Origin of the sequence: Bifidobacterium sp. A11 (assembly GCF_000499185.1) — a bacterium.
In the GTDB taxonomy this organism is placed as follows: Bacteria; Actinomycetota; Actinomycetes; order Actinomycetales; family Bifidobacteriaceae; genus Bombiscardovia; species Bombiscardovia mizhiensis.
Genome location: NZ_AWUO01000001.1, coordinates 1 through 17,561 on the forward strand (window position 1 = coordinate 1; position 17,561 = coordinate 17,561).

12 protein-coding genes are annotated in these 17,561 nt (G+C 59.2%); 6 read left to right on the forward strand and 6 right to left on the reverse strand.

From position 1 onward, the window contains the following. The 3 genes from P273_RS0100005 to P273_RS0100015 all read left to right on the forward strand — a co-directional run. Positions 1-1,217: hypothetical protein (locus tag P273_RS0100005; RefSeq protein WP_024626483.1), on the forward strand; the 1,217-nt coding region annotated here is incomplete at its 5' end. A 477-nt stretch (positions 1,218-1,694) separates the two neighbouring features. Next, complete coding sequence (locus tag P273_RS0100010; RefSeq protein ID WP_052690754.1) at positions 1,695-2,732, forward strand: LacI family DNA-binding transcriptional regulator; 1,038 nt, start codon at positions 1,695-1,697, stop codon at positions 2,730-2,732. Between the two features lie 66 nt (positions 2,733-2,798). Continuing rightward, positions 2,799-3,770 (forward strand): ribokinase, encoded by a 972-nt coding sequence (locus P273_RS0100015; protein WP_024626485.1) that lies wholly within the window; start codon positions 2,799-2,801, stop codon positions 3,768-3,770. Positions 3,771-4,926: 1,156 nt separating this feature from the next. Here the strand turns inward: P273_RS0100015 and P273_RS10025 are convergent. After that, on the reverse strand, positions 4,927-5,100 hold the full coding sequence (locus P273_RS10025) for a hypothetical protein (protein ID WP_172637217.1): 174 nt from the start codon (positions 5,098-5,100) through the stop codon (positions 4,927-4,929). Here P273_RS10025 and P273_RS0100020 point away from each other — a divergent pair. Both P273_RS0100020 and P273_RS0100025 read left to right on the forward strand, forming a co-directional pair. Continuing rightward, positions 5,080-7,170, forward strand: coding sequence for a histidine kinase (locus P273_RS0100020; protein WP_172637218.1), 2,091 nt, complete (start codon positions 5,080-5,082; stop codon positions 7,168-7,170). The genes P273_RS10025 and P273_RS0100020 overlap by 21 nt on opposite strands. A 348-nt stretch (positions 7,171-7,518) precedes the next feature. After that, positions 7,519-8,208 carry a response regulator transcription factor gene (locus tag P273_RS0100025; protein WP_024626487.1) on the forward strand — a complete coding sequence of 230 codons (690 nt, stop codon included), beginning with the start codon at positions 7,519-7,521 and terminating at the stop codon, positions 8,206-8,208. 19 nt (positions 8,209-8,227) lie between these two features. On the opposite strand, the gene P273_RS0100030 is transcribed toward P273_RS0100025, so the two are convergent. Continuing rightward, positions 8,228-10,876 (reverse strand): ABC transporter permease, encoded by a 2,649-nt coding sequence (locus P273_RS0100030; RefSeq protein WP_024626488.1) that lies wholly within the window; start codon positions 10,874-10,876, stop codon positions 8,228-8,230. 31 nt (positions 10,877-10,907) lie between these two features. Continuing rightward, on the reverse strand, positions 10,908-11,792 hold the full coding sequence (locus P273_RS0100035; protein ID WP_024626489.1) for an ABC transporter ATP-binding protein: 885 nt from the start codon (positions 11,790-11,792) through the stop codon (positions 10,908-10,910). Positions 11,793-11,880: 88 nt separating this feature from the next. Here P273_RS0100035 and P273_RS0100040 point away from each other — a divergent pair, with 88 nt between their 5' ends. Then, on the forward strand, positions 11,881-12,075 hold the full coding sequence (locus P273_RS0100040; RefSeq protein ID WP_155804652.1) for a hypothetical protein: 195 nt from the start codon (positions 11,881-11,883) through the stop codon (positions 12,073-12,075). A 161-nt stretch (positions 12,076-12,236) separates the two neighbouring features. On the opposite strand, the gene P273_RS0100045 is transcribed toward P273_RS0100040, so the two are convergent. The 3 genes from P273_RS0100045 to P273_RS0100055 all read right to left on the reverse strand — a co-directional run bounded on the left by P273_RS0100045 (position 12,237) and on the right by P273_RS0100055 (position 17,347). Then, positions 12,237-14,930 (reverse strand): ABC transporter permease, encoded by a 2,694-nt coding sequence (locus P273_RS0100045; RefSeq protein ID WP_172637219.1) that lies wholly within the window; start codon positions 14,928-14,930, stop codon positions 12,237-12,239. Positions 14,931-14,941: 11 nt separating this feature from the next. After that, positions 14,942-15,832, reverse strand: coding sequence for an ABC transporter ATP-binding protein (locus P273_RS0100050; protein WP_024626492.1), 891 nt, complete (start codon positions 15,830-15,832; stop codon positions 14,942-14,944). Positions 15,833-16,027: 195 nt separating this feature from the next. Next, positions 16,028-17,347, reverse strand: coding sequence for an O-acetylhomoserine aminocarboxypropyltransferase/cysteine synthase family protein (locus tag P273_RS0100055; protein ID WP_024626493.1), 1,320 nt, complete (start codon positions 17,345-17,347; stop codon positions 16,028-16,030). Between the last annotated feature and the right edge of the window lie 214 nt (positions 17,348-17,561).

Sequence of the window (17,561 nt, forward strand, 5' to 3'; positions counted from 1 at the left end):
CCGGAGCCCATCATTCGCTGGCCGTGGGCAGCGACGGCAACGCCTACGCATGGGGAGACAACAGCAATGGCCAGCTCGGCGACGGGACGACCACCAGCTATCGGAACACGCCGGTCAGGGTGAAGACACCCGACCGCAGCACGTATCCGGACCTGCCCAAGGATTTCACCTACGTGCAGGTCAGCGCCGGATGGGGTCATTCGCTGGCCCTGGGCAGCGACGGCAACGCCTACGCCTGGGGATTAAACAGCAATGGCCAGCTTGGCGACGGAGGGACGTCCACCAAGCGGAATACGCCGGTCATGGTGAGGACGCCCGACCGCAACACGTACCCGGACCTGCCCAAGGATTTCACCTACGTGCAGGTCAGCGCCGGATTGGATCATTCGCTGGCCGTGGGCAGCGACGGATACGCCTACGCCTGGGGATGCAACTACTATGGTAACCTCGGCAACAACACCGCCAGCTGGTACGGTGACGTGAATCCTGTTCCTATGCGCGTGCGCGACCCCGCCAACCCCACCGACAAGAACAAAGGACTGCAAGCCACACAGGTCAGCGCCGGATACCATTATTCCCTGGCCCTGGGCAGCGACGGCAACGCCTACGCCTGGGGATACAACGGCTACGGCCTGCTCGGCAACAACACCAGCCGCCATTCGTCGGTTCCTGTGCACGTGCATGACCCCGCCAGCCCCACAGACACGAGCAAAGGACTGAAAGCCGCACAGGTCAGCGGAGGAGGCTCTCATTCGCTGGCCGTGGGCAGCGACGGCAACGCCTACACCTGGGGACGGAACCAGTATGGCCAGCTCGGCAACGACAGCATCCCCACAGGAGAATATAACAGTAAAGCCAAGAGTCTTGTTCCTGTGCCGGTGTCGTTCAACCTGCAGCTGGTGATCACCGGTGTCAGATTCGACCAGACCCCCGTACCAGGATTGACGCGCGGCGACGGCAGCAGCGTCACCGTGACCACGCCCGCACACCAGCCGGGCACTGTCACCGTCAGCGTGGACTACACGCTGGGCGGCGCACCCCAAACGCCAGACACCTCCCTCAGATACACGTACCTGCCCGCAGGCGTACTCCCCAAAGCCGGCGGGGAAGGCATCCTGCTCGCCCTCGCCACCGGCATGACCGGCATGGGCGGGGTCCTCGCATCCCGCCGCCACCGAAAGGAAACACACCAACTGTCACACGCTTCACACGAGTAAGAGCGGCCGGGCGGCGTATCAATCCCCCCGCCCCCGGCCCTACATAGGGGGAGCAGGGAGGAAACATGTCAATCAAGGCTCAAACCCCAAGAGAGCCGACACTTCCCTCCCGCGCCCCCACCACACTTCTGCAGACGGAAGCCGAGGGCAGGCATGCACGCCCCCGTCCCCGCCCGGGAGAGAGGGAAACACGGCCAAGCCGGCCAGGAGACTTAACAGCCCCTAGCCAGCCTGGCCGCTGTTCATCTCCCTATCTCAGCATAATCGTGCAAACAGCAGCTTCGTCTCCGCGCATTCAGCCTCGCTCACATTCACCCACAGCCAAGCCTCGACGGGCCATGCTGTGAAAGTTGCGGTATCGTTACCGCACTGATATAACTGAAGGCTGTCAGAACCGTTCGCCTGCCCATGGCGGCGGTCAGGCAACCGCCGAGGTCGGCAGTCCGGCCCGGCGGCCGACCACTTCGACGAAAGGCCATGATGGCGTACGCGACGATCAGGGATGTGGCCCAACGGGCCGGTGTCTCCGTATCGACGGTCTCCCGAGCCCTCAACGACTCCGGGCGCATCTCCCCCGCCACACGACAGCGCATCAACCAGGTCATCCACGACCTGCACTATGTGCCGGACTCCCGGGCCCGATCCATGCACTCCGCCCACTCGCGCACCATCGGCCTGCTCATCCCCGACATCCGCAACTCCTACTTCGCGGACCTGGCCTATCTGATTCAGGGCCAGCTACTCAACCACGGCTTCCAGACCCTGATTTGCACCTCCACCCAGGGCGACCCCGGCGAGGACCGGGCCCAGGTGCGCAACCTGCTGGGCCAGCACATCGACGGAGCCATCATCGTGCCCGGGCCGCGTTCCTCGCACACCCTGGAGGAACTGACCAGACGCGGACTGCCTCTGGTCTGCGTGGACCGTGCCGCCGAGGGTGCCGCCGGGCGCGACGGGCGGGCCATCCCCTGCGTGGACGCCGACCCCGAGCCCGGCCTGCGACAGGCCCTTGAGGATCTGCACGCCCAGGGCCACCGACGCATCACCCTGGTGCCCGGGCCCCTCAAGGAATCGGCCACCTTCCGGGAGCGCCTGGACGTCTACCGGAACCTGCTGGCAGGCATCGAGGGCATGGACGACCCCCTGGCCGACCAGGTAGAGCCCGGAACCTTCGACCCCGACATGATCGACCTTTGGGCCCGGCAGGGAATCTCCGGCGTGCTCTTCGGATCCTCCCTGGATGCCATACGCGCCATCAAAACGGCCCAGTCGCGAGCAATCAGCATCGGCGAGGACCTGTCCATGATCACCTTCGACGACCTGCCCGTCTTCCGCATCCTGACCCCGGCAGTGTCGACCATCTCCCAGCAGATCGACACCATGGGGACCCGCTGCGTGGACATGCTCCTGGCTCTGATGGCAGGCTCTCCCGTGCGGTCGGTCCGGCTGCAGACCAGCTACCGCCACTGCGCCTCGGTGGGTCGCCCGCCCGCGCACACCGGCCAGGATCCCTGAACCTGTCACAGCGTGATCATCAAGGCGGACAAGCTCATCAAGGAACGGAGAAACATGATTCAAGATATGGCGGCGGCACCCGACCAGGTGCTCAAGGGACTGGATGCCATCACGGGGTCCATCTCGGTGGTCGGGTCCATGAATGCGGACTACACCGTCAACACCGACCGGCTGCCCAAGCCCGGCGAGACCATCAACGGCGGTCCCCTGCAGGTGCTGCCCGGGGGCAAGTCGGCCAACCAGGCGGCGACCGCGGCCCGCATCGGCGCCCAGGTCAGGCTCTTCGGGGCCGTGGGATCCGACTCCAACGCCGACTTCCTGCTGGGGCAGCTGGGCAACGCCGGGGTGGACGTCTCCCATGTGATGACCGTGCCGGGAGCCAGCGGAACCACAGTCATCACCGTGGATGCGCGCGGCGAGAACACCATCGTCTACTCCCCCGGCTCCAACGGCAAGGTGGATGTGGACTACGCCCACCGCTCCCGCCAGGCCCTGACCTCGGCCAAGGTGCTGGGCCTGTGCCTGGAGAGCCCCATCGAGACGGTCACCGAGGCCGCGCGCATGGGCCACGAGGCCGGCATGACCGTGCTGCTCAACGACTCCCCCTTCCGCGCCGACCTGCCTGCCGACCTGATCGCCAACTCGGACCTGATCCTGGTCAACGAACATGAGATGGCCCAGCTGCTGGGCATCGACGAGCCCGAGGACGGCGACTGGCTGGGGGCCGACTGGGACCGGATCAACCAGACCATGCAGGACTTCGGCTTCCACCGGGCCATCGTCACCCTGGGCGGCGAGGGGTCCATGGTGCTGGACCAGGGCCAGACCTACCGGATTCACGCCGTGCATGTGGACGCCGTGGACACCACCGGCTGCGGGGACGCCTTCATGGGCACCGTGCTGGCCGGCCTGGCCTCCGACATGACCCTGGTGCAGGCCGCCCAGCTGGCCTCCTACGTCTCCGCCTACGCCGCCACCGGGCAGGGGGCGCAGGCCTCCTACGGCACGGCCGAGCAGATTCGGCTGCGTTTCTCCTGAGACTGGGTGCCCTCCCCTGCGTTGTCAGGCCGACGAACCGTTGCGGAATGCACGACGATTCGTCGGCCTGACTGGTATCTGTGGAATACAGGCTGAATGGATGGATATGGGGGTGCATACTTGTTGCCGGTTGCCGGTTGCCGGTTGAGCACAAATGTGGAATCCATATGGAATCCATACTCATTGCCGACTGAGCGCAAGTCTGCGATCCGCTCTCACTGCCTGCTGAATCCAAGCACGGAATCCGAGCTTATTGCCAGTTAAAGCCATCCGAGGGTTGGGACCGTGCATTGGGGTACGCATACGTCTCGGCCGTGCATGCTATGCAGAAAGCCATTCCATGCAAGAATGCGTGTACGTAAGAATGCATGTACAGCACCATGGCAAGGAACGGTACTAGGCCTCCCAAAGCCAAAGCGGCTAGACGGGTAAACGGCAATCGCCATCTGCAAGGCCACCATCTTCCGACTGACTATCTTCCGACTCACTATCCTCCGACTCACCATTCAGCACCCACTCCCGATCGCGACTGCTCCGACTTATCCACTTTCGGACAGCCTGGGACCACATTTGACCACATCATCCCTCGGACTGATGGCACCTTCCTCCGCCCCTGAATAGTGTTGATTCCATGAGCACAGTCAGTCAAACAACGCAGCGACCAATCACCAGGTCCAACAATCGAACGCTGCTGACTGACGCTCTCTTCGCCATCCTTCTGTTGCTTCTAGTGAGCGGCTCCACCGCCAATCTCAAAGATGGGGCCCTGATCCCCTTGCAGGAAAACCTAATCCTGATGTGGACGGTCCTGCTCATAACCCCTGTCGTTATCCGTCGTCGATTCCCCGACCTGGCGGCCTGGCTCTTCGTCGCTGTGGCTCTGGCTCAGCTTTTCTTGGGGCCGGCCATCATGCCCGCCGATGCAGTCTGCCTGGTTATGGTCTATTCATGTCTGCTTTACGGACGCCCATCCTTGCGTCGACTCTACCTGACCTTGGCCTGGGTCATGACGCCCCTATCCTGCCTTATCTTCACATTGGTCGATTTGGGATTTCTGCCTCCAGGCAGAGCACAACTGGACCGCACCTCAATGTGGCCGATCTCATTCAGAGAACTGGCGACCACCTTCCTATCGAATTTTCTGATCGAAGGGCTTTTACTGCTTGTAGCCATCGTCGCAGCCTACTGGACGCGGACCAGGCGAGATGCCCTTGACGAGGCCCGGCGACGCAATCACGCCCTGGCCCTGCAGGCAGAACAGAGCGCCGCCCTGTCCGCCAGTGCTGAGCGGGCCCGCATAGCGCGTGACATGCACGATGTCGTCGCCCACACACTGTCCATCGTCATCGTGCAGGCCGATGCCGGCAGATACGCAGCCGCTGCCAATACGAGCCTGGCCCTCAAGACCATGCGCACCATCGATCAAGAGAGCCGTCGCGCCCTACGCGAGCTGAGCTCTCTCTTCGGCAAACTCAAATCACCGGCCAACCCAGCGGCCGCAACCAGCCAAAAAACACCGGATTCCCCTCCCAATCAACACCCGTCTTCCCCACCACCAACCGACCCTGCCGACATCCATACCCTTGACCAATCTCAAGCAACTGCCCAAACGAATTCCCCTCGTCAATCCGCGAACACTCATGATCCGGATCCAGCCGGAACGGATCGCACTCAGCCAAGCCAAGCCAGCGACTATCTTCACACAAGCAAAGAGCCTCCAGCTGCTAACACTGCCAAAGCCAATATTGATACGGCCGACAATGCGTGTATTTGGCCTTCAGGTGCCACCTCTTCAAACAATCCGCCGACCAGCTACGGATCATGGACAAACTTGATAGATGCCGCCCAACTTGCTCAGCCAGAATCTCAATTCAACCGACGCCTCGAAGGCCGACCCCACCCAGAAAAGTTGGATCGCAGCCGCGCCATGGCTGCTTATCGGGTCCTCCAAGAAGCCTTGACCAATGTTCGCAAGCATGCCGCTCCAGCTTCGGATGTGCTGATTGAAGAACAGTGGCTCACAGACGGTCTGTGCCTAACCATTGACGATCACCCGCTCGACCATGCCACTACCAATTCAGATTCTCCGCCGCAGATGGACCGACCTGAGCATTCAGGTTTCGGCCTTTTGGGAATGCACGAACGACTGACTTCCCTGGGAGGCAGCCTTCAAGCTGGTCCCAAGTCAAAAGGCATTTACCACCTCCAGGCATGGATTCCTTTTGCTGCTCCGCCAAAACACGACCCTGAAGCAGGAATACATGCCAACCGACAAACGCAATGGTCCTTGCATTCGATTGTCTCCACGCTCTTCGTTTGGTTCCAACGCCATCCGTTGACGGCCGACCTGGGTCTGGTAATCGGAGTCATATTGGTAGAAAATCCAGGCCAAGCTCTCGCCATAGCACCTGTCACTCCCCAATACGATCCAGGCCGGCCAGCAAGAATCATTGCCACACTAGCTATCACTTTGCCTCTGATTGTGCGCAGGGTCCGTCCAGGCATTTGCGCCGCCATAGTGGCTGCTGTCGCCGCCCTGCTGCTGCTCTTCTCGCCCTGGCTACCGGAAGCTGCAGTCTTATCCCCAATCGCCGTCTATTCGGCGATGGTTTACGGTAAAAACTCCACCAGGCGCTGGGTTCCGTTCGCGGTCATCACGGATATGGTTTTATGGGCTGTCAGATGTGCAGTCAATAACCAAGGGTGTCCCACGATTTTGTCCTACATGACAAAAGGACCAGCAGAAGCCTCTTTTTCTGCATCCCATCTAGCGCTTTTCATAGTGATGGCCGCACCGGCCTTGATCTGCCTGCTGACCATTCTGATTGCCTCACGCCGACGCACTCGTGGTTCGGTCCTGCTTCTCCAGCAAGAACGCGAGCGCGCCCTAAACCAGACCTTGCAGGAAAGCCAGGCTCTGGCAGCCAATCAAGAGCGTGAACTCATCGGCGCCACCATGCAGGTAGAAGTGGCCACCACACTGAATACAGTCATTGCATCCACCGGCAAGGCCATCGCCGAGTTGAACGATTACCAAGTCAAGGGGGTGGACCCTCCCCCGGAACAGGTAGCACAAGCCTTCGGCGACATTGCGACCCAAGGTCGCCAGGCCCTGGCTCGCATGCGACAACTGCTCACTGTCCTGCGTCACAGTTCCAGTACTGATTCGCACTCAAACACTGACACCGCCAATTCCTCAGACACGAGCCTCGATTCAGACAGGAACCATATGGTCGATCCCACCCACAAGACCGCACCTTTGCCGGCTCTTCACCCAGCCAAACCCCTGCCAGTAGATCTTGACGATCAGCCTGACAACCCTCCGCAACAGTCACAACAGGATAAGGAATCAAAGCACGTCCAATCGGACCAACCGGACTCCAGACATGAGCGTTCTTGATGATGTGCACCTCCTATGGCGAGCACACAGGAAATAGATACACAGGAAACGAACACAGCGAACAATCAGCCCAGCAGAAGAATCGAGCATTCTATGAATCGCAGACCTGAAGATCAGCCCAGGCCAGGAGTCAGTGACAGAAACGGCTCACTTCACCATTTGGTAGCGGATCCGTCAACAGTTATTTCGGTAACAATCACTCAGACAACCATCGCTTAGACAACACTCAATCAGACAGCGGTTACCTTGGCTACAAATTGAAACCAGTCGCAATTCCTAGCCACACTCGACTCAGATAAAATCGGATGGTAGCGCTGACCATCATCTAGCGGAAAGAAGCAGACAGTCATGGAACGGACCGAACCCATCAGCGTTGCCATCGTGGATGACCAGGATCTGGTCCGGGCTGGCTTTGCCATGGTCATCGGCTCTCAGGATGACATGACCGTAGTTGGCCAAGGCGCGGACGGCGAGCAAGCGGTGGACCTGGCTTCACGCCTGCGGCCTGATGTGATCCTCATGGATGTCCGAATGCCCGGCATGGATGGTTTGACAGCCACGCGCCGGATCACTGCTTTGTCGCCTGACCGTCCGGAGCCCAGGGTCATTGTGCTGACCACCTTCGATCTTGACGAATACGTCATGGCTGCCATAAAAGCCGGCGCATCAGGATTTCTGCTCAAGGATACCGAGCCTGAAACCCTCTTGTCCTCCATCCGTACCGTTCACCAGGGCAATGCGATCATCGCCCCTTCGGCTACAAAACGCCTGATCGAACATATGGCTCATGACATGCCTGGGACCGAATCCATGCCTTCGGGCTCAACCTATCGCGATCCCGAAGCGGACCTGCTCACTGACCGAGAGCTGCAGGTTCTGGTTCACATAGCCCAAGGCCTGAGCAACCAGGAGATTGCCGACAATCTGGGAATCTCACTGCCCACGGTGAAAACCCATGTCACTCACATTCTCCAGAAAATCAATGCCCGCGACCGCGTCCAAGCAGTGGTCTTCGCTTACGAAAACCATCTGGTATGAACCAGGTCATCAGCCAGCATCAATCGTCACTGAGCGCCTCAATGGGTGAAACCTTGACTGCCTCCCTGGCTGGCAGCACACTGGCTGCCACCGCAGCCAGCAAGGCCACTGGCAGTATCAGCGCAAAAGCCGACCATGGCACGGTGAAGGTCACGGATCCTAAAGACACAAAGACCTGATAGGCTCCTATCCACCCGAATAGCATTCCTAGAATGATTCCAGCCGAACTGGCTCCTAGGGCAATCATGCAGGCTTCGACTCCCAAGGATCGGCGAACCTGGACGCTGCTCATGCCGATTGCTCTAAGCGTGGCGGTCTCACGACGGCGTTCCAGCACCGACATCATCAAAGTGTTGGAGACCCCTATGAGGGCGATAATGACCGCAACGCCCAGCAATGCCACCATGATCGCCAGCAAGGAATCGATTCTTTCGCCCCATAGCCTCTTTTGCGTCAACCCACCGCTGATAGCCATGTCGTCATGCTCTCCTACAGCCTGACGTATGTCATCCAAGAGCAGTGCGGCATCACGATCTCCCTGCGTCCTGATCCAGATTTCATGCGTCTTGGTGTTTATCCCAGCGACATTCCGGGAATCCGTGATTGCATAGACGCCACTGGTATCCAGCCCGCCGAATCCTGCAAAGACCCCAGTCAATGTTCTTCTCGCAACTGCCTCTTTTTCACGTTCAACATCCGCCTGAGGGTCAGCTATCGACAACTTCAACTGACCTCCGTTCCGGTAACCGGAATGCTTGGAAATCGTTCTGGTCGACACCAGCAGTGCATTCGACCTTTGCATACCTGGACCCAGATCCGCATGAAGCACACGCCTGATCCGTGAAGCATCCAAGGCATAGACAGTCACGGAATCTTGTGAGGGGCCTCCTGACTCGACCCTGGCATTGAATCGCTGCACCAGCTCTGCATCAGCGACACCTTTGATACGCTGAATGGCCCGCACATCATTCTTGTTCAGTCCCTGACCAGATATTTCAATATCCAAGGAATAACGCTGATCAATATCCTTGACCAAGGTCCGTTTAGTGGTTACCGCACCTGTAGCCAGAGTGGAGACCAGGGTTACGCCAATCAGCAGAGCAACACCTGTGGCAGCGACTCGCGAGGGATTTCGAGCGATATTCGCCACTCCAACCCTGCAAGATGGTCCAATCCGGGACACAGGCCTACCCAGGCAACGCAGAAGAGCCGGAATCCATCGACGCGCACCGATCAGCGCACCCAGAAAAATCAGCAAAACACCCAATACCGCGAGACCCAGCAAGAGTTCCTGCTGATTACTGGTCTGGACTGTATCGCCGGTGTTTGTCCTGACTAGCTCCCTGACACGCCAAGAGGACCAGATCACGAACGCTATGCCAATGACCGCCAACAGAATGCTGATCAGCAAACCGGTCCGTTTCCTGCTTCCTTGCTCCTGATAATCCACTGGCTGCAGGGCTTCAAGCGGTCTGACCCTAATAGCCGTACGAGTAGACCCAAAGGCAGCCACCAAGGTTGCCAGAACACCAAGCGCAAATGGAACCAGAAGGGCAGCAGGAGTAAGCAGAAGTGCAAGCTTCATGGTGCCCGAATGCAAACCAAGGCAACCGGCAAGACCCATCAAGCCCATGGCCAGCAGGATGCCAATCAAGGACGATATGACACCAAGAAGCAGGGCCTGCTGCAGCACGCCTAACCTGATTTGCCGTCGATCCGCACCAATAACCCTCAGCAGGGCCAGATATCTGCGCTGTCTGGCCACCATGATCTGGAAGGTGTTGGCAATCACCAAGGCAGCCACCACCATGGCCAGCACACCGAAAGTCATGAGGAAGACAGTCATAATGTTCACGCCATTGCCTGTCTGCTCACTGAGCAGCCTGTCCTCCAAGGCACGACGGTCCTCCAGCCGGTATCCCTTGGGAACGTATCGGCTGATGTCATGCAAATTGTTCTGAAGTTCCTTACCTTGGCCATCAACCTGCAGATAGATGTTTTCCACAGGAGGAGACTCCGGTCCAACCATCCCCGCCATAGTCAACAGGCGATCAATCCGAGAACCCGTCAGCACCACAGCTCCGCCGAAGTCGTCGTACTGTCCACCACGGCTCTTGCTGATGCCTGAGATGGTCAAGTCCACAGTGCCTTGGTCAACAAGGCTTTCTTTATTTGAAGAATCCTGAGCACTGTCACTTTCTGGGAGCATCAACGGGGACAGATGGAGGTGCACCTTATCCCCGAGGCGCGCCCGGAGCCTGTCGGCGACGGAACGTGGGAGTACCACCTGATCGTCTGAATCCGGCCATTGTCCCCGATCCAAATCGATAGGCATGAGCTCCTGGCTGGCACCCATAATCGCCAGAATCCCCTTGCTGGACTGACCGTTTGCTTCCGTATCCACCATGAGGTTGACATCGGGGCGCAGACCACGAACCCCCTGCAGTTTCGACAGCCTCCTGCCGTCGAATTCGTCGAACAGAATTGGCTTGTCCTGATCCCTTCTGGAGGTCACAGCATAATTGGCTTGGCCGGCATCCATGCTGATCTCGCAACGCATGGAGGCATTCGCCACGTTGCCAAAAAGAAGTGTCAGGCACATAAAGAGGGTGCCGATCACGATGGCCAGACCAGCCGGCATCATCATTCGTGCATCGCGCTTCATCATCGTACGGGTTATCCGCCACACAATGCGCCCCCTAGTCCTGTACCTGGGGATAGCCAGCAGCACCAGCCGAAACTTGTTCAGCCAGAAGATCGTTCATGGCTTTCACCGTCGGATCCTGCCGGTCGGCAACGATCTGTCCGTCGGCAAAGACCAGCGCACGGTCGGCATAGGATGCGGCATAGGCATCGTGAGTGACCATGATGACGGTCTGATTCAGCTCGCGTACGGAATCACGCAGGAACTTCAGAACACCAGTGCTGGCGGCCAGGTCCAGGTTTCCCGTCGGTTCGTCCGCGAAGACCAGACCGGGTTTGGTTATCAGCGCTCTGGCGATGGCGACCCGCTGCTGCTGCCCCCCGGATAATTCACCGGGAAGATGGTCCAGCCTCTCCGACAAACCCAGAGTCTCTACCAGCTGCTCCATCCACGAGTTGTCGGGCCGAACGCCATCCAGTACCAGCGGCATGAGGATGTTCTGTTTGGCCGTGAACATAGGCAGCAGGTTGAAGCTCTGGAAGATGAATCCCAGATGTCGCCGCCTGATCAGGGTCAGCTGACGGTCGTCCAGTCGTGTCAGGTCGACTCGGCCGGCCTGATCAATCGATGGATGATGACGATGTCCACTCTTCGGGTGCAGAAGATCAGCGGCCATATAGACATGACCAGAGGTGACAGTATCCAGACCGGCCAGAACGTGCATGAGCGTTGACTTGCCCGAACCTGAAGGCCCCATGATGGCCGTGAACCGTCCACGTTCAAAATTCACGTCAATTCCGCGCAGGGCATGGACAGCATTCGAACCTTGCCCATAATCCTTGGTCAGCTGCCTGGCGCTGACGGCCGGTGGTCCCGCGACGCCTGGGCCTGCACTGTCGATTACCCCTTGCGAAGACGCGGTATCCGCTTTGTTCTGCATGGTGCTCCTTATCCGCCAGGAAGCCTTTCTCCCGTTAGCTTCCGACCCTATGCGGCTATCAGCTGCCGCGATATGGTCCCTAGGAGCGATGAAAACAATCATCCTTACGGATGAGTGCGCTGAAAAACTCTTCCTGTTAGGCTGGCACCATCCAAATCAACGCGGGGCGGCGGGGATGGACATCTGGGAGATGAAGAACATCATGCTCAGCGCAAAAGACGTGAGCCTCAAGACATGCAACCATCGGACCAAGGGATTGAAACAGTTACCTCGATCCCCTTGATTGACTACGGGAATATCAAGGTCCCTTCGCTCAAGCCGGCTCGCTTCCAAGCAGCATCAGTGAAGACGGCATCTGGGGAGACAAATCAATCATTCCCGACGCCGACCAAGGCTCACCGGGATAAAGGCTGATTGCTTATGATGCGCGCTGGCTACTAGCCGTCATTCCTCAGCAAGAGCCACAACCGGTGGAGTCCGGTTGACGCGTCTAGCTGGCAGGACGCTTGCCAGGATCGCCGCTACGAGCGCCACCACCAGAATCACTATGCCTGTGGTCCAAGGAATGGGGAAAGCCACCGTACCCAGAGAGGAGAAGATCTCATAGGCTGCAGCCCAGCCGAAAAGCAGACCCAGGACCATGCCAGACAAGGACGACCCTAGGGCTATCAGCCCTGACTCCACAGCCAAGGACCGCCTGATCTGCTTGCGGGTCATCCCGATGGCCCGCAGGGTGGCCGACTCACGCCGACGTTCCAGCACCGAAAGGGAAAGCGTGTTGGCCACGCCAATCAAGGCGATGGCAACTGCCACCGCCAGCAGGGCCAGGATAATCATGAGCAGGTTGTCGATGGTCCGGTCCCACTGTTGTTTCTCAGCCAGCCCGCCCTTCACGGAAACAGCCGAATACCCAGAAAGTGCACTCTTCACCTTGTCTATGAACGCCGAGACTGTTGGCGAGCCATCGACCTTGGCCCAGATCTGCACGGTCTGAGGCTGAACGCCATTGAGCGAGGAGGAGTCGGTCAGGCCATATAAATTGCTGGCATCAATCCCCTGGAAGGGCGCGTAGACACTGGTCACGAAGAGTCTTTGAGCCACCGATGCGGATCCGCCTTGAGCGTCGCCTTGAATCGGGTTGAGTACATTGAGTCCCAGATTTCCGCCGTCATGAAAATCCTTCTGTTTGTCCATGAGGCTTTTGGGGAGCAGAAGGGCATCTTGTCCGGAGAGATCCTTGCCGACCTTGGCATTCAGGAGGCGATCGATCTTGTGCGCATCCAGGGCGAAAATAGTCATTCCTGCACCGTTCTCGCCGCCTGATTTGACCATGGCAGCATATTGGGGCACCAGTTCTGCCTGCGCGACCCCGTCGATTTGTCGAATGGCGTTCAAAGCCTTGGTATCCAGGCCATCGGCGCTGATCTGCAGATCGACCGAGTAGTGCTCATCCATCATGTCGGCCATGGTCTGCTTGGCGCTGGCGGCGCCTGTGGTCAAGGTGGCGACCAACGTTACGCCGATCAGGAGGGCGGTACCTGTTGCCGCCACACGGGAATGATTCCGTGCAATGTTAGCCACGGCGATTGTGGACGAGGGCCCAATCCGCGAAACCAAGGACCCGACTCCCTTGAGCATGAAAGGAATCCAACGATTGGCACTGAAAAGGATACCTAGGAAGGCAAGGACAATGCCGATGACAGCCATGGCACCGACGATATTCGGCCCGTCTCCGGATGCCTTGCTGGCCTTGTCTGCCGTGATATTGAGCCTGACCTGCCAGAGAGACCAGACCGTCATGGTGATGCCCAGCAGAATCATGACCACGCTGACAAACAGTCGTATTCTGCTCGTCCGCTTGTTCTGCAAAAGATCGGCAGGCCTCAGCGCCTCCAAAGGACTGACCCTGGTGGCGGCCCATGAAGATCCCAGGGAGGCCAAGACCGTAACGACGATGCCGAAAACGAGAGGCACCAGGATGACTGCCGGAGTCAGCTTCAATTGGAAGTAGAGGGAACTCGTATGAGCCTTGGCTACACCCAGAATGGCCATGATGCCGATGGCGGCGCCGACCCCGATCAGGGAGGCCACAGCCCCCAGGATGACGGAGCGCAACAGGACGCTGGCCCGGACCTGCCCCTTATTGGCGCCTATTGTCCTCAGGAGGGCCAGGTAGCGACGTTGCCGAGCCACCATAACCTGGAAGGTGTTAGCTATGACGGTGGCAGCCACGAACATGGCCAGCGTGCCAAAGACCAGAAGGAAGGTGGTCACGGGGTTTTGGGAACCGCCGAGTGCGGTCTTGACCAGTCGGTTCTCCATAGTGTGACGGTCTTCAAGGGAATAGCCGGAAGGCATGAGCTTGCGCAGAGAGGCCAGACTCCCATCGAGGTCGCTGCCCTGCCCGCCAACATTCAGGTAGATGTTCTGGGCATACAGGTTACCCGTGTTGCCAAGACCTGCTGTAGCCATCAAGGCATCTATGGTCTTGGGGGTCAGCACGATTGCGCCGCCCGATTCGCCAAACCTGTCGCCCTCGTTGCCCTGGTTCGAACTGACACCCGACAAGGTCAGCGGCCTCGATATGAACCTACCCGCAACCTGGTCAGCGCTGGCTTGCCCTTTCGGCCCAAGGTCCTCGGAAATATACAGCATGTCAGGCGACAGGTTCAGATTCACCTTGTCACCCAGGGAAAGCTTGAGCCTGGACACAGTCGGCCCGGGTAGGACCACCTGGTCATCAGCGCTAGGCCAGGATCCCTTGGACAGACCGACCGGCATCAGCGATGAATCCGCCATAGGAATGGCAATCACGCTCTCGCTCTTGATCTTGCCGGCGCGGACATCCGCCGTGAGCTGGGTGTCTGATCTGACTGCGTGAACTCCTGAGACTTTTGCCAGCTCCTCGGTTTTGAAGTCCTTCACCCTTTTCTGCTCTGAATGGTTGCCTTCCGCTGGGATGATGGCGTAGTTGGCCTGGGCGGCATCGGATGAGACCATCCGCCGCATGGAAACGTCCATGGTGTTGCCGAAGAGGAAGGTCATGGCGATGAACAGTGTTCCGACGACAATGGCGATGCCGGCGGGAACCATCATGCCCAAGTCATGCCGCATCATTTTCCTAGCAACGAACCACATGAGCATTCCCCTCAGCGATGAGCAGCCGAGTCAGCTGTAGCTGTAGAGGCCATGACTTCCTCGGAGAGCAAGGCATTCATGGAATCCACAGTGGGTCTGTCTTGGTCTGCCACGATTCGCCCATCCGCAAATACCAAAGCCCGATCGGCAAAGGAGGCCGCAAAGACATCATGCGTGACCATGATGATGGTCTGCCCCAGCTCGCGAACCGAATCCCGCAGGAAGCTGAGCACCTCGGTCGAAGAGGCCGTGTCCAGGTTTCCGGTGGGTTCGTCCGCAAAGACAATGGAAGGTTTGGTGATGAGGGCCCTGGCGATGGCCACACGTTGCTGCTGGCCACCCGAAAGCTCACTGGGCCGGTGAGTCAGCCTCTCCTCCAGGCCCAGGGTCTTGGCCAGAACGTCCAACCAAGCTGTGTCTGGCTTGGCCCCATCCAGGATCAGAGGCATGAGGATGTTCTGCTTGGCTGTAAACATGGGCAGGAGGTTGAAGCTCTGGAAAATGAAGCCCAGGCTCTGGCGCCTCAAGAGGGTCAGCTGATTGTCGTTGAGCTTGGTCAGGTCGACCACCCCCCTCCGCCCTCCTTGACGACGGGCCCGCCTGCCCTTCACACCGGCGGCATCGGTCCCGTTCAGGTAGACATGTCCGGAGGTAACGGTGTCCAAGCCCGCCAAGGTATGCATGAGGGTGGACTTGCCCGACCCGGAGGGACCCATGATGACCGTGAACCTGCCCCGTTCGAATTCGACATCCACACCCCGCAGGGCATGGACCAGGTTCTCCCCACTCCCATAGTCCTTGGTCAATCCCTTGGCCTTGATGGCTACCTGGGCGATCTGCCTCGGTTTCCCCGCACCGGACGACGGATCGGAAGACGCCCTCGTCTTTGCTCCATGTTTCATACTCCCATCTTACCCACCAGAACATTTCCGCCTGACTGGTCAGGTGCTCTCTGCCACTGGAGTGAGGGGATGAGAGGGCATATACAAAGGTGCCCATCGAAACGTAATGAGGTTTCGACAGGCACCTTCTGCTTCTGCGCCTTCTCGGTCACATATCAGGCAGATATGGCACCAAAAAGGAAGTGTTATTGCCGGTTACTTGGCCAGACCGGACTCCTTCAATGCCTGGAAGGCACCCTTGAGGTCATCCAGAATGTCCTCGATGTTCTCCGTGCCGATGGAGAGCCTGATGGTGCCGGGATGGATGGCCTGATCCTCCAGCTCCTCCGGCGTCTCCTGGGAGTGGGTGGTCGATGCCGGATGGATGGCCAGCGACTTCACATCAGCCACGTTGGCCAGGAGGGAGAAGAGATGCAGGTTGTTGATGAAGACCCTGGCCGCATCCTTGCCGCCCTTCAGATCGAAGGTGAAGATGGAGCCGGCGCCGTTGGGGAAGTAGCGCTTGTAGAGCTCGTGGTCGGGACGCCCCTCAATGGCCGGATGGCTGACCGACTCCACCTCCGGCACGGTCTGCAGGTAATCCACTACTTTCAGGGCGTTCTCGACGTGACGCTCAACCCTCAGCGAGAGCGTCTCGGTCCCCTGCAGGAGGAGGAAGGCTGCAAAGGGCGAGATGACGGCGCCGGTGTCGCGCAGGAGGATGGCGCGAATGCGGGTGACGAAGGCCGCAGCGCCCAGATCCTGGTAGAAGCGCAGGCCATGGTAGCTGGGGTCAGGCTCGGTCAGGGTGGGGAACTTGCCGGGCACTGCCGCCCAGTCGAACTTGCCGCCTTCAACGACGACCCCGCCCAGGGTGGTGCCGTGGCCGCCGATGAACTTGGTGGCCGATTCCACGACGATGTCAGCCCCGTGCTCCAGCGGACGGAACAGGTAAGGAGTGGCGAAGGTGTTGTCGACGATCACCGGCAGGTTATGGTCATGGGCGATCTTGGAGATGGCCTCGAAGTCGGGCAGGTCGGCGTTGGGGTTGCCGAAGGTCTCGAAGAAGACCAGCTTGGTGTTCTCCTGGATGGCCGACTCGAAGTTGGACGGGTCCGAAGGATCCACGAAGGTGGTCTCGACACCATCGCGGGGCAGGGTGTGCTTGAGGAGGTTGAAGGTGCCGCCGTAGATGTTCTTGGAAGATACGATATGGTCCCCGGTCTGGGTGATGTTCCGGAAGGCATACTCCACGGCTGCCGCTCCCGAGGCCACGGCCAAGCCTGCGGTGCCGTTCTCCAGGGCGGCGATCCTGTCCTCGAAGACCCCCTGGGTGGAGTTGGTCAGACGGCCGTAGATGTTGCCCGGGTCCTTCAGCGCGAATCGGGCCTCGGCGTGGTCGAAGTCGTGGAAGACGTAGCTGGTGGTGGCGTAGATGGGCACGGCCCGGGAATCAGTGGCGGGGTCGGCCTGCTCCTGGCCCACGTGAAGTTGAAGCGTCTCGAAATGGTACTTGTGCGGGTTCTGGTCGGTCATGTCGATTCCTATCTGTTGGTGACGTGCGTCCTCGTCCATGTTCTTGAATGTGACCATAAGCGGCACAAGCCCACCTGTTCAAGCCAGAAGGGACTTTTCGGTATCGTCCTTTTTTATAACAGCTTCCAAAAGGTTGAAAACTGGCCTTTTTATCTCGCCATTGCACACGCGGCGGCTCCCGTTTAACCCCTCCGCTGTAGAGTCGAGTAAGCGA

Bases quoted from the DNA above. Each gene is read 5' to 3' on its own strand.
- P273_RS0100030 (WP_024626488.1), bottom strand. From the start codon at position 10,876: ATGATGAAGCGCGATGCACGAATGATGATGCCGGCTGGTCTGGCCATC.
- P273_RS0100040 (WP_155804652.1), top strand. From the start codon at position 11,881: ATGAAAACAATCATCCTTACGGATGAGTGCGCTGAAAAACTCTTCCTG.
- P273_RS0100035 (WP_024626489.1), bottom strand. From the start codon at position 11,792: ATGCAGAACAAAGCGGATACCGCGTCTTCGCAAGGGGTAATCGACAGT.
- P273_RS0100045 (WP_172637219.1), bottom strand. From the start codon at position 14,930: ATGTGGTTCGTTGCTAGGAAAATGATGCGGCATGACTTGGGCATGATG.
- P273_RS0100050 (WP_024626492.1), bottom strand. From the start codon at position 15,832: ATGAAACATGGAGCAAAGACGAGGGCGTCTTCCGATCCGTCGTCCGGT.
- P273_RS0100015 (WP_024626485.1), top strand. From the start codon at position 2,799: ATGGCGGCGGCACCCGACCAGGTGCTCAAGGGACTGGATGCCATCACG.
- P273_RS0100020 (WP_172637218.1), top strand. From the start codon at position 5,080: ATGCACGATGTCGTCGCCCACACACTGTCCATCGTCATCGTGCAGGCC.
- P273_RS0100055 (WP_024626493.1), bottom strand. From the start codon at position 17,347: ATGACCGACCAGAACCCGCACAAGTACCATTTCGAGACGCTTCAACTT.
- P273_RS0100010 (WP_052690754.1), top strand. From the start codon at position 1,695: ATGATGGCGTACGCGACGATCAGGGATGTGGCCCAACGGGCCGGTGTC.
- P273_RS0100025 (WP_024626487.1), top strand. From the start codon at position 7,519: ATGGAACGGACCGAACCCATCAGCGTTGCCATCGTGGATGACCAGGAT.